Source organism: Terriglobia bacterium, assembly GCA_020072815.1.
GTDB lineage: Bacteria > Acidobacteriota > Terriglobia > Terriglobales > Acidobacteriaceae > Angelobacter.
This window is the reverse complement of sequence record JAIQGE010000008.1, coordinates 46,858-59,749: the sequence shown is the minus strand read 5'-3', so window position 1 is coordinate 59,749 and position 12,892 is coordinate 46,858. Positions and strand designations below refer to the sequence as shown.

General features: G+C 59.8%; 12 protein-coding genes. 9 read left to right on the top strand and 3 right to left on the bottom strand.

The genetic code is table 11. The features are described from left to right. The first annotated feature begins 9 nt into the window (after positions 1 to 9). The 5 genes from LAO20_11880 to LAO20_11860 are packed head-to-tail and all read left to right on the top strand — an operon-like array spanning position 10 to position 5,454. Entirely contained in the window at positions 10 to 975 is a 966-nt protein-coding gene (locus LAO20_11880) for a hypothetical protein (protein MBZ5532121.1), read from the top strand. Then, positions 972 to 1,934, top strand: a complete 963-nt coding sequence (locus LAO20_11875; GenBank protein ID MBZ5532120.1) for a DUF4129 domain-containing protein — start codon at positions 972 to 974, stop codon at positions 1,932 to 1,934. Before LAO20_11880 ends, LAO20_11875 begins: the two co-directional genes overlap by 4 nt. Continuing rightward, positions 1,925 to 3,106, top strand: coding sequence for a DUF4350 domain-containing protein (locus LAO20_11870; protein ID MBZ5532119.1), 1,182 nt, complete (start codon positions 1,925 to 1,927; stop codon positions 3,104 to 3,106). Before LAO20_11875 ends, LAO20_11870 begins: the two co-directional genes overlap by 10 nt. Positions 3,107 to 3,120: 14 nt before the next feature. Further along, on the top strand, positions 3,121 to 4,068 hold the full coding sequence (locus tag LAO20_11865; protein MBZ5532118.1) for a MoxR family ATPase: 948 nt from the start codon (positions 3,121 to 3,123) through the stop codon (positions 4,066 to 4,068). Then, positions 4,069 to 5,454: a DUF58 domain-containing protein gene (locus LAO20_11860; GenBank protein MBZ5532117.1), complete on the top strand. Its 1,386-nt coding sequence runs from the start codon at positions 4,069 to 4,071 to the stop codon at positions 5,452 to 5,454. A gap of 20 nt (positions 5,455 to 5,474) precedes the next feature. Here the strand turns inward: LAO20_11860 and LAO20_11855 are convergent, their stop codons facing one another. The 3 genes from LAO20_11855 to LAO20_11845 are packed head-to-tail and all read right to left on the bottom strand — an operon-like array spanning position 5,475 to position 7,171. After that, complete coding sequence (locus tag LAO20_11855) at positions 5,475 to 5,888, bottom strand: PIN domain-containing protein (GenBank protein ID MBZ5532116.1); 414 nt, start codon at positions 5,886 to 5,888, stop codon at positions 5,475 to 5,477. Then, complete coding sequence (locus tag LAO20_11850) at positions 5,879 to 6,157, bottom strand: hypothetical protein (GenBank protein MBZ5532115.1); 279 nt, start codon at positions 6,155 to 6,157, stop codon at positions 5,879 to 5,881. The genes LAO20_11855 and LAO20_11850 overlap by 10 nt, the downstream gene beginning before the upstream one ends. Positions 6,158 to 6,190: 33 nt before the next feature. Beyond that, entirely contained in the window at positions 6,191 to 7,171 is a 981-nt protein-coding gene (locus LAO20_11845) for a stage II sporulation protein M (protein ID MBZ5532114.1), read from the bottom strand. 2 nt (positions 7,172 to 7,173) lie between these two features. Here LAO20_11845 and LAO20_11840 point away from each other — a divergent pair, with 2 nt between their 5' ends. From LAO20_11840 to LAO20_11825, 4 genes are all read left to right on the top strand, one after another. Further along, on the top strand, positions 7,174 to 7,929 hold the full coding sequence (locus LAO20_11840) for an RDD family protein (protein ID MBZ5532113.1): 756 nt from the start codon (positions 7,174 to 7,176) through the stop codon (positions 7,927 to 7,929). Positions 7,930 to 8,198: 269 nt separating this feature from the next. Next, positions 8,199 to 11,450: a tetratricopeptide repeat protein gene (locus tag LAO20_11835; protein MBZ5532112.1), complete on the top strand. Its 3,252-nt coding sequence runs from the start codon at positions 8,199 to 8,201 to the stop codon at positions 11,448 to 11,450. 101 nt (positions 11,451 to 11,551) lie between these two features. Next, the gene (locus LAO20_11830) at positions 11,552 to 11,857 is read left to right on the top strand and encodes a hypothetical protein (GenBank protein MBZ5532111.1); all 306 of its coding nucleotides are present in this window, start codon (positions 11,552 to 11,554) and stop codon (positions 11,855 to 11,857) included. A gap of 162 nt (positions 11,858 to 12,019) precedes the next feature. After that, the gene (locus LAO20_11825) at positions 12,020 to 12,859 is read left to right on the top strand and encodes a TIGR04255 family protein (GenBank protein MBZ5532110.1); all 840 of its coding nucleotides are present in this window, start codon (positions 12,020 to 12,022) and stop codon (positions 12,857 to 12,859) included. The last annotated feature ends 33 nt before the right edge of the window (positions 12,860 to 12,892 follow it).

Sequence of the window (12,892 nt, the reverse complement as noted above, 5' to 3'; positions counted from 1 at the left end):
GCCCGACCTATGATGGACTACACTCTTCGCCCGCTTAGTCTTTCCCAGGTACTGGATAGGACCTTTAGTCTCTACCGCAAGAACTTCATCTTATTTGCGGGCATTGCCATCCTGCCGCCAGCATGTCTCCTGATTGGACAACTGTTGTTTGTGACGCTGGGCCTTTCGGCGATCGGCCGGGTGGGGCCCGCTGCGGTGGTTGGCCTTGAGGTCACGTTTGTCGGCATTGTCCTTGTGTTGTCAGTCCTTTGGCTGGTGGGATATGCGTTTACATCGGGCGCTTCCGTGTTCGCCGTGTGGTGCCTTCACCTGGGCTACGCGACAACGATTCGGCAATCTTTTGCGTTCATCAAGGGCGCGTTCTGGCGGATCCTGGGCATCGAAGTCCTGACGGGCCTCGCCGGCGGAGTGGTGGGTGGGCTTGGTTTTGGCGCGGTTATGATCGTCATCGGGGTTTCAGGTTCAACCGGCGGAGGCGTGGGCGCGCGGATCGGCGAGGTTTCGCTGGCTGTCCTTCTCGGAGGAGCCACGCTGGCAGCCATGCTCTTCATCTACGCGAAATTCTCTCTGGCGATTGCCGCGTGCGTGGTGGAGAAGCTGGGGGTCATTGATTCTCTTCAGCGCAGCTTCCGGCTGACCGAAGGCACGTTCTGGCGTATTATCCTGATCTTTGTGCTGGCGTTCGTCCTCAGCATCGCGCTGTCTGCGGCCCTTTCTCTTGTCCCCTATCTGATTGGAATGGTTGTTTTCGCGTCCAGGAAGGGTGATGGTCTGGTGATTCCGCTCCTCGCCGTGAAGTATGTAGGCGACTTCATTGCCAGCACCATTGCCTACCCGATTGCAACGGTAGCAGGGTCTCTGATCTACTTTGACCAGCGTGTGCGCAAAGAAGCTTTTGATCTGCAATTCATGATGGAAACCCTAGGCCAACAGGCTCCTCTACCGCCCAACCCCGCACCGCCTCTGATCGGATGAAACACCGCGCTGCACGGATCACCGTTCTCCTGGCTGTCTGCGTTCTTCTTTGCCCGGCCCGGGCGGACTCAGCCAAGACCATCTCCATGAACGAATATCGCGCCCAGCTCAGCGAACTGGAAAACAAGATTGAGTCGCTGGAAAAACTTCCGGAAGCTGCGGCCGGAATCCAAACTGCTCTGCCTGACAACGTGAAAGTTGCCACCAGCCGAGGCGAGGTGGAAGTCAGATATCGCGCCTTGAAGAACGATCTGGCAGCTTTCTCCAGTGGAGACGCCACGCGCCGGCCGGCCTTGTTGCTGCACCTCCGCGGCTACGTCCATGCGCTGGGGACGGAGGCGGAAGCCTATGACCAGCCGGGTGACTCCAGCGCGGCGCGCAAAAAACTGGACACGATCCTGGCGCGGAAGGAATTCAGCCGCGTCCACGGCCCAAGCGCGTTTGACCTTTGGGTGGACCGAGTGCTGCGCTGGTTGGGGCGGCTCTTGGGCCGCATGCGTACACCCGGTCAGGCTACGTGGACGGTGTTGCAGGTCATCGTTTATGGTCTGGCCGCCGCGGCCCTGGGCACGTTGCTGATATGGACCATCCTTCGCCTGGCGCGGCCGGCGCCAGAAGATGGGCCGCGGGAGATCATCCCATTTTCGCCTTCGGCCAAAGGCTGGCGCACGTGGCTGGCGGAGGCCCGCGCGTTTGCCCAGCAACAGGACTGGGCCAATGCCATCCACTTGGCGTATTGGGCGGGGATTTCCTTTCTGGAAGAGAACGGGGCGTGGAAGCCGAATCGCGCTCGCACACCGCGCGAGTATTTGCGGCTGTTGGGCGCATGGACGCCGCAGCATCCGCCGCTGGCCGCGCTAACCCGCAAGTTTGAGGTGGTCTGGTACGGCCATCGCCCGGCGGGCGAGCCCGATTTTCAGGAAACTCTCAGCGAATTGGAGAGACTCGGGTGCCGCTGAACATCGCCAAGAGCGACCGTCGTTTGCTCATGTGGGCCGGCCTCATCATTTTCCCCATCATCGTTGCTTTGGCGCTGGCGCCCCGAAATGAAGAAGAGTCTGGCGTACCCAGCTCGTATTCGGCGCAGTCGCGCGGCGCGAAAGCGGCTTTCCTCCTGTTGCAGGAATCAGGCTACAACGCTGAACGCTGGGATGATCCGCCCGGCGATTTGCGGCCAGACGCCGCAGGGACCGTCCTGGTGATGGCTTTTCCTTTTCGCGAACCGACCCCTGAAGACAAGAACGCTCTGGTTGGATATTTGAGCCGCGGCGGCAAAATTCTAATCACCGGCACAACGGTGGGCAGGTTCCTGCCGCAAGCAGAAGTCGAAAATGAACCTCTGCCATCGCTGAAAAGCAAGGAGTATCAGCCCCAGTTGCTGACGTCGTTGACGCGCGGCGGCGCGGTGGAGATGTCACCCGCGGCCTATTGGAAGAACTCATCCACCAATTATCTGGTCCATTATGCTGACGGCGACCGGCCCATCGTGGTGTCCTATCAATACGGCAAGGGCCAAGTGACGTGGTGGGGCGCAACCGGGCCGCTGACCAACGCCGGCATCCGCAATTCCGGCAATATGGCGCTGTTCTTGAACTCTGTGGGCGAAGCCGGTCACGTGCATGTTTTCTGGGACGAATACTTTCACGGATCGCGCGGATCGCTGGGGAGCTACGTGGCGGCCACTCCGATCAAGTACGGGCTGCTGCAGGGCCTGTTTGTTTTTCTGGCCCTGCTGCTGACGTATTCACGGCGCAATGGACCCATTCATCCAGCACAGGAAACATCGCGGCTTTCGCCGCTGGAGTTTGTCGAAACGCTGGGCGGGCTTTACCGCCGCGCGCGCGCTACCAGCGCCGCGCTGGAAGTGCCCTACGCGCGTTTTCGCAGCATCGCCACACGGCGGCTGGGGTTGCCCAGTGACGTTCCCGTGGACGCGCTGGCGTCCGCCATTCAAACCCGCCTCGGCTACAAAGACGCCGGGCTGGCTGACCTCCTGCACCGCGTTGAAGGCACGGTGGGGCGTTACGATTTGAAGGAAGATGACGTGCTGGAATTAGTGCAGGAACTCAGCCGGCATATGATCGCGCTCAAGTTTGTTGCAGAAGATGACTTGTTGCGCAAGAACAATTGAGGAGACTACCACCCATGCAGAACGTGTCCCGGGTGCTCACGCACGGACGAACCGAACTGGCCAAAGTCATTGTTGGGCAGGAAGAACTGATCAACCACTGCCTGCTTACCATTTTGTGCGGCGGCCACGCGCTGCTGGAAGGCGTCCCCGGCATCGCCAAGACGCTGGTCATCAAATGCTTTGCCCGGCTTTTCGAGTTGGAATTCCGGCGCGTGCAATGCACGTCAGACCTGATGCCGGCGGACATTATCGGCAGCAACGTGCTGAACCTTTCCACCAGCGTGTTCTCGCTGCACCGCGGGCCGCTGTTCACTGATCTGCTGCTGGCCGACGAGATCAACCGCATGCCTCCGCGCACACAGGCCGCGCTGCTGGAAGCCATGGAAGAACGCCAGATCACCATTGACGGCGCTACCCACAAGCTCACGGAGTTTTTCACCGTGTTCGCCACGCAGAACCCAATCGAGTTTGAAGGCACCTATCCTCTGCCGGAAGCGCAATTGGACCGCTTCCTGTTGAAGATCAAAATCGGCTATCCCGATGCCGCGCAGGAAGTCACCATCCTGCAGAACCATCATCAGGGCTTTGATTCGCATAATTTGGACGCCGTCAACATCGCGGTGCTGCCCACCGACGTGCTGGCCCAGGCCCGCGCGGAAGTCCGGAACACCACCGTGCAGCCGGCGCTGTTTCAGTACATCGTGGAGATTGTGCGGCGCACGCGCGATTGGCCCGCGCTGGCCATGGGCGCAAGCCCGCGCGCGGCCATCAGCCTGTTGATGGTGGCCAAGGCCATGGCGGCGCTGGAAGCCCGCGACTATCTCATCCCGGACGACGTGAAGTCCGCGGCCATGCCGGTGTTGCGCCATCGCGTGATGATGAAGCCGGAAGCCGAACTGGAAGGCCTGGACAGCGACCGCGCGCTGGCGGAGATCATCGGCTCAGTAGCGGTGCCCAAGTAAATGGCGAATCCCAGAGAAACCGCGCTGGCGCCCCCGCCGTTGATCGTGCAGGCCCGCCGCACCCGGCGGATGGCCTGGGGATTTGGACCACGCTTTTTCCTGGTGGTCATTCTGGGAGTGTTGTGGGCCGTGCCAGCGTTCTGGGACAAGCGGTTCCTCCTGGTGATGGCGGCGTGGGACCTGTGCGCGCTGATGGCCTGGGCTGTGGACTTGGCGCGTCTGCCTAAACCGAAACAACTGTTGGTGCAGCGATCGTGGGCCGGACCGCCTTCGCTCAGCAACGATGTGGACGTAGAGCTGGAAGTCCAGAACTTTGGCCGCGCCTATCTGGAGTGCCGCGTCGTGGACGACGTGCCTCCGTCACTTCGTAATGCCCCGCCGAAAGTAGAGATCAAAGTCGCCGCACAGTCAGCGGGGTCGGCGAAGTACACCGTGCGTCCGCTGGAGCGCGGCGACGTTGCGCTGGGCGCGGCGTACCTGAACTATCGCAGCGGAGCGCGTTTTGCCGAGCGCTGGGCGCGCGCCGACCTGGCGCAGAAAATCCGCGTCTATCCTGACCTGGAAGACGCCAAGCGCCACAACATGTATCTGGTGCGCGCGCGGCAGATTGAGCTGGAGAAACGCCTGATCCGCCAGCGCGGCGTGGGACGCGAGTTTGAAAGCCTGCGCGAATACCAGCCGGGCGACGAGTTCCGCAACATCTGCTGGACGGCCACCGCCCGCCGCGGCAAACACGTGACCAAGCTCTACCAGGTGGAACGCAGTCAGGCCGTGTGGCTGGTGATGGACGCCGGCCGCTTGCTGCGCGCGCGCGTGGGCGAGCTGAGCAAACTGGACTTGGCGGTGAACGCCGCGCTGTCGCTGGCGCAGATTGCGCTCTACTCCGGCGACCGCGTCGGCGTGCTGGTTTACGGCCGCAACATACAGCAGCGCGTGCCTCTGGGACGCGGCCTCTCCCACATGCGCGTGGTCCTGGAAGCGCTGGCGTCAGCCCACGAAGAACCCGCGGAAGCCGACCATCTTCGCGCTGCGGCGGCGCTACTGCAGATGCAGAAGCAGCGCTCGCTGATTATCTGGGTCACCGATTTGGCGGACACCTCCATGACGCCGGAGGTGATTGAGAGCGCGTCGCGGGTTTTGTCCAAACACCTGCTGCTGTTTTCGGTGATCGCCCAGACTGACCTGCTGGCGCTGGCCAATCGCTATCCACAAGACTCCGAAGAAATGTTCGAAGTGGCGGCGGCCCAGGAACTGGTCCATCGACGGGAAACGCTGATCAGCCGCGTGCGCAACAAAGGCGCGCTGGCGCTGGAAATTTCTCCCAACAAACTGACCACGGCGCTGGTAAACCAGTATTTGAAGGTGAAGGAGAGGAATTTGATTTAGTTAATCGCTGCAGACTGAGGTCAGAATTGGATTACGTCAAGGTTCGGGATCAGACGAAAATGACGGACATTAACGGTGGCCACACTGTACCCTGCTTCAAGCGCCGTCACAGCAATCAACAGGTCTGAGAGTGGAAGTCGGACTCCGCGAGCTTGGTTCTCCCCGTCCATTTGTCCCGCTCGGATAGCGATTGCCACTGAGACGGGATAAACCGGGATTGCCTTCAACAGATCCTCGATAAACTGTTGACGCGTCGCTTTTCGCTCCGGCGTATTGGCGCGGGCCGCCCCATGAGCTAGTTCCAACAGGGTTATCGCCGATATCGCAATTTCTGTATCGCCAATGTGGGAAGAAACGGCAGTCAGAGCCTGTCGTGCACTGTTGCCCTGGCGCTCTTTCGCGACCAGGACCGTCGAGTCGAGAATTACTCCCATTCGGGTGGCTCGATCGGTTCGCGATGACTTTCAATGGCGGCTTCCACATCTTTCGCGAAATCGGCATCGATGGTGCCAGTGGATTCCTGTGGCAGGAGAGCTAGACACGCGGAGATGGTTCGGCGTAGCGGAGCAGTCGCGCGCAGCACGGCCACCGGTTCAGCGTTGTGCTCAATCACAACTTCCGCGCCAGCGCGAACCCGGGCCAACAGTGACGCAAAACTGGTGGCAGCTTCCGTCTCTGAAATGTGAATTGTGCGGTCAGCCATCGTTCTTATTATACCCGCGCTTATTCGAGCGAATTAAGGTGTGCTGAGAGCCTCCCGGCTTTCCTCCCCGCCTCTCGCACAAAAGAACAGATACCCAAAGAAAATCGCGCCTACCATCCCCGCCACAGCAAACTTCAGCGCTGGCGGATACGCTGACGGTGAGAAGAAGCCTTCAATCATCCCGGCGACGATCAGCGTCGGCACCGTGCCCAGCAGGAGACGAACGGCTTCGCCACCGGCTTTAGCCAGCGAGTCGCGACGCGGCAGCCAGCCGGGGAAGAGCATGCCCTGGGCGATGCGCAGTCCGGCGCCGCCGGCAATGAAGATGGCGGGCAGTTCCAGCACGCCGTGTGGCGCGACAAAGCTCCACAGGGAGAGACTCATGCCTCCCAGCCAGCATGCGACGCCAATCACGCCGATCAACACGCCGTTGAATACCATCATGTAGACGGTCCCGATGCCAGCAGTGATGCCGAATGCAAACGCAAAGAAAGACACGCCCAGGTTGTTGGTCATGATGGCGCTCGACGCCAGGGGTTTCACGGCGACGACTGAGTCCGTCCACATTTTGTGGTGATCAATGCTCTCCATCATCCGCGGGCCCAGAAACAGGTGCATGAATTCCGGCTGGGTAATGGACAACAACATTCCCGCCAGCCCGCCAACTACAAACAACAAGAACGCTGTGTTGATGAGGTATAGATTGCGGCGGAAGATTTGCGGATAGGTATAACGATAGAACCGGACGATGCTCCAGGGGCTCGATTTTTGTCCGGCATAGATGGTATTGTGGGCGCGCGCCAGGAGAAGATTCAAAGAGCGGGCATAGGATTTCCCGCTGGGATCTTCGCGCAGCGTGGAAAGATCGGCAGCCGCCTGGCGGTAAAGTAACCCAAGCTCCTGCAGTTCCAGCCGGGTCAGCGACTTCAGTCCCTGGCCGGCGCCCTGGTCCAGCAGGCGTTCCAGGCGGGTCCAGTGGCTTTGCCGCTTTTCCAGCCAGTACGTGGAGATCATACGTGGACAAGCTTACCATTGATACTCCGGAGCAAGTGCATCTGGAGTTCATGCTGGCCGGGGTCGGCAGCCGCTTCATGGCGGTCTTTCTGGATACCTTGATCCAGGTGGTGGCCTTCGTTGTTTTGCTCATTCTGCTCCTGATCTTTTCCGGCGGCGCGTCCATCTTTGGATCCAAGTATCCGGTGTGGGTCACGGCCATCTTCATCCTTTGCATCTTCACTATTTACTGGGGTTACTACGCGATCTTTGAAATCGTGTGGAAAGGGCAGACGCCGGGAAAACGCTGGGCGGGAATCCGCGTGATCAAAGATTCCGGCCGGCCCATCAACGCATTTGAGGCCATTGCCCGCAACCTGGTCCGGATTGTTGACTACATGCCCGGATTTTACGGAGTGGGCGTGGTGACCATGCTGCTGAACGAAAAGCATCGCCGCCTGGGCGACTACGTTGCCGGAACGCTGGTGGTGCATGAGAGCTCTGACCGCGAATCTCAGGTTTTTTTCAACACTCCCGCCGGCATGGACTTCGCCATTCCTCAGGCGGCGCAACTCACGTTGCAGGAAGCCGAGCTGATTGAAACTTTTCTGGCGCGCCGGCTGGATATTCCCGGCAACGTCCGCTGGCAAAACGCGCGGCAGATCGCAGAAATGATCAGCGCGCGGCTGAACATTCCGCCGGAGTCGCGTCCCGCGGGCGACGAGCAATTCCTGGAGCTGCTGGTGCGGGAGTTCAGGAACCGGGCCAAATATCGTTAAATTGCCAAATTGCCCGGCGAATCTCGCCGCTACAGCACGCCGCAGGCAAACCGCTGCCCCAATCTCCGCTATCATGTGTAAGGCTCCCTTTGGCTTGCGGGTTTTAGGGGATAATGCCGAACCTTTAAGGTAAATAACCGACATGCACTAACGATTCACCTATGTGACTTGGGTTTACCCGTTTCTCTGTGGTACTTTAGCCCCTAATCGCGCTTATTGGTGGTCTCCCCCGGCACTCGACAGGCGCTCTTGGTCAAAGCGACTAAACTATGGCGCTCGGTTTTGGTTTCAACAAGGCAAAGGTGCTCGCCTCTGCGGAGAAGTTTGTCCAGCAGGGGAAGCTGCAGAACGCCATTGCCGAATACGAAAAGGTCATCAAAGAAGACCCAAAAGACCTGACGGTGCTGAACACCATCGGCGATCTCTACGCGCGGGTGGGGCACAACGAACAGGCTGCGCACTACTTCCGCAACGTCGCCGACCAGTACGCGCAGAACGGCTTCACCGTCAAAGCCATTGCGATTTACAAAAAGCTGACCAAGATCAGTCCGGGGAACCTGGACAACATCACCAAGCTCGCCGAGCTTTACACCCAGCAGGGCCTCTTTAACGACGCTCGCCAGCAGTTCATGCAGGTGGCCGACCATCTGCTCAAGGCGGGCGACAATCCGCAGGCCGCGCGGGTCTTCCAGAGAATCCTGGAGCTGGACCCGGAGAACGTGCATACCCAGTCCAAGCTGGCCGACCTGTACATGAAGCTGGGGAAAAAGGAAGAAGCGCGCAACATCTATTTCTCCGCCGCGGAATCGCTCCATTCCCGCGGGTCGTACGACGCAGCCGAGGAAGCCCTGGGCAAAGTCCTTACCCTCGATCCCACCAACACCGCCGCGCTGATGCTGCGGGGAATGATTGCCGCCAATTCCGGCGACAACCGTTCCGCCGTCCACTACCTGGAGCAGGTGCCGGACCTGGATTCGCGTCCGGACGGCCTGCAAACTTTGCTCCGCATCAAACAGCAATCGGGCGACGCCGCGGGCATGGAAGTCATCGCCGGAAAGTTGCTCACTTTGCACAACGACGCGAGCGGCGTGGCCGCCGTGGCGCAGTGGTACACCAGCAACAATCGCGTGAACAGCGCCCTCAAGCTCTATGACAAGTACGCGGACCGCCTGGTCAAGGCCAGCCCGGGCATGCTCAAGGACGCCTTGCATCCGCTGATGACCCGCATCAAGGACGATCCGCAGTCCCTCGCCCTGATGCAGAGCCTGTTGCAGAAGGCCGGAGACACGTCGCAAACCGCTGAGATCCTGGAGCTGCAAGCCAATGCCTGCGCGAAGAAGGGCGAGTTCGCCGCGGCCCGCGACCTCTACCAGCAACTCTCTGAGATGGAGCCGGAGAACACGCTGCACACCCAGAATTTCCGCCAGATGCAAGCCAAGCTGGGCGAAGATTCCGCCACGCGCATCCTTACGCCGGAGGAAGCCGCCCAGGCGTTCATGGTGGAAGAGCTGGACCAGGATTCCGCGGTGGTGCAGCAGCATTACGATCCGCCGGTGGAAAGCGCCCTGGAAGCCGCGTTGACGGACGCCGAGCTGTTCGTCTCTTACAACGTTCCCATGAAGGCCATTGCGCCGCTGGAATCCGTGTTGCCGCTGGCCCCGCGTGACATCACGGTGAACCAGCGCCTGGCCACTCTTTATGCCCGCGCCGAACGCTACGCGGATGCCGCGCGCGTCTGCCAGGTGCTGAGTGACGTTTACCTGGAACTTGGCCACAGCAAGGAATCGGCAAAATATCTGGAAGCGCACCGCAAGTACGCGCTCCGCGCGCCGTCCGGACCCGCCGCCGTGGTCCCGATGCGCAGCGCGCCGCCGCCACCTCCACCGCCTCCGCCCATGCCGGTCAGGCCTGAACCGGAAAGGTTCTCGCCGCTGGAGATACCATTGAGCCGCGCGCCGGACGCGCACGTGGAGACCGCTCCGCACGTAGAGCTCGGAGTTGCGCCAGAGGTTGCTTCGCCCGCTGTGGGTTCTCCTGAAGCCGGCGCCGAAGCCGCGTCCATCCAGGAATTTTCGTTTGACGTTGCTGAGCCTCTCCTCGCCGATCATGAATCGTTGCCTCCGGTTTCCGTACATGAGGCGCCCGTCCCGCCGCCCGCGTTGCCGGTTGTGGCTGACTTCGCGACGCCGACCGAACATGCGCCGCCCGTGCACGCGCATGCGGACGTGGAAGAAGCTGATCAGTCCGACGAATGGGAGAGCATGCTCTCCGTGGAACACGAGGAAACGGAGACAGTTTCCTTCCACACGGAGCTGGAGGTCATGCCGCCGCATGCGGAGCCTGATCATGATCTGCAACCCGACCTGAAGCCGGTGTTCGCCGCCGGAAAATCCAGCACCTTCTACGCCATTGAAGACAAAGTCCAGGAAATTCAGTTCTACATCTCGCAACAGATGTGGGACGAAGCCAAAACCGCCGTCCTCAACCTGGCCGAGCTCGCGCCGGACGCCCCGGAAGTCACCCAGCTCATGTCCCAGGTTGCTGCGGGACGCAACCGGGCCGCAGCCGGCGCTCCGCCCGCCCCAAGCTTTGCTGAACCGGGCTTTGCCGAACCACATTTTGCAGAACCTCACTTTGAACCGGAGCTGGCGCCGATAGACGCCGTGGTCCATGAACCCGAAGCGCCGGCGAATGAACTGCAATTAAAAGAAGTGCCGGTGAAACTGTCGCCGGACGATTCGGCGGTCCTGGATATTCCGCCTGAAATAGTTCCGCCAGTCGCCGTTCCGCCGCCGGCTCCGCCCGCGGCCAAAGCGCCGGTGTTGCAGATGCCGCCGCCTCAAGCCGCGCCGCCTTCGGCCGCGATGGCCGGGCAATCCACCGAAGACATTCTCAACGACTTCCTGCACGACCTGGAACAATCCGATCTGGCGGATTTTGTTCCGCGCCCGCAAGGCCAGCCGGAGCAGCCCGCCCGCTGGCAAAGCACGTCGCCGGGTGCGCACGCCGCGGCTTCAGTTTCAGAACGCGCCATACCAGTCGCGCAAAACGGCGACATGCAGGACGCCGAATCCGCCAACGTGCTCAATGACATCCTCAATGAGCTGCAGGAAGAAACGGCCGGCGCTCCGGAGCCGGAAGAAGATCCGGAAACCCACTACAACCTGGGCATCGCGTTCAAGGAAATGGGACTGCTCGATGAAGCCATCGGCGAACTGCAAAAAGTCTGCCACGCCATTGACCGCGGCCATCCCTTCTCGCAGCCGGTGCAGGCCTACACCTGGCTGGCGCAGTGCCTGGTGGACAAAGGCGCGCCCGAAGCCGCCGTGCGCTGGTACCAGAAAGCCCTCACCCTGCCGGGCATGGATTCCGGCAGCCGTTGCTCGGTTTACTATGATCTGGCGTCGGCCTTTGAGGCTTCCGGCGACAAGAAGTCCGCGCTGGCCAATTTCATGGAAGTCTACGGCTCCAACATTGATTTCCGCGACGTGGCCAGCCGCATCAAGGCCTTGAAAGCGTAGAATCTTCTTTGCGGCGTTGAATCGTTCAATCAAAGACCGTTGAATCAAAGAGCATCGAATCAAGAAGCATTGAATCCAAGGCCACCAAACCCAAAACCATCTTGAACCCTACCTTGAATCTCGATTCGCCCCCCGGGCCTCCGCCGGTTGAGCAGGAGATGCAGCCGCCGGTGTGGATGCAGCGCATGTTCGCCGTCACCTACTGCCTGTTTTGCCTGGTGGTGGGCATGGCCTTGGTCACGCTGCCGTGGGCGCCCAACTGGTTTGACCAGGGCATGATCGAGCGCTGGCCGGCGCTGCAAAGCGCCCTGCAACACGGCTTTGTCCGCGGCGCCATCTCCGGACTGGGGATTATTGATATCTGGATCGGCGTGCAGGAAGCGGTGCAGTATCACGATAAGCGGTGATGCTGCCTGAGCCTTCTTCTTTATCCCGAGCGCGAGGGATCCCTATACTTTGGAACGAGGTTGTGTCCGAGCATGGTCTGAGCCTCTAGCGTGTAGGTAGCGATGCCATTACCAACCTGAGTTCACGCACGTTCGGGATGAGAATTCATGTGTTAAACTTGAATGGTTACAAGAAAACAATGTAATGGAGCTTCCCCCCTTGCTCCGGGAGGAATGGCCTTGGCGTCGAGATCTCTGCCCGATTTTAAGAAGCCTCCCGTCGTTGAGGTTGCAATAAGCGCGTTTTTCGCTCCCCTCACGGGGCTAAGAACAGTCCACTTTGGTGAGTTCTGGATCGCAAATCGAAAGCAGTATCCAAAGCACGAGGACTATCCCCCGCTAAACGAAAGCATTGTCGAATTGCTCGCGCTGCCCCTCTTACCTCTGAGACGCACGTTCATGATTACCAGTGACGACAGATACATAATGCAATTGCAGCAAGATGCTTTCATTCACAATTGGCGGAAAATCAAAGACGAGGACGAATACCCGCACTTCGAAGCAGCACGGGCGTTATTTAGGGAAAACTTTGAGCAATTTCGCGCATTTGTGAAGAACAATGACCTCGGCCAAATGACTGCGACCCGGTACGAAGTTACATACGTGAACCATCTACACGAAGCAGACAAGAAATATCTCGAGTTACTTACCAAGGACATTGGGCTCGTGCGGTTGCAGCCGGCTACTGAGAGAAACCTACTGACGGCGCCGCGATCGATGAACGCTGATGTGTGGTTTGACATGCCAGATGACCAAGGAACCCTGAGAGTTTCTATAAAGCAGGGTACTCGCGCGAGCGATAACAAAGAAGTTCTCCAAGTCGAGTTAACCTCCAGGGGAAAGGCGAAATCTGATTTTTCGGATTTGGACACATGGCTGGATCTTGCCCACGAATGGATTGTGCGTGGGTTTGCGGAAATAACGACGGCCGAAGCCCACAACAAATGGGGGAGAACTCTTTGACAAATGAAGCTTTAACATCGATCAAGACTCTCA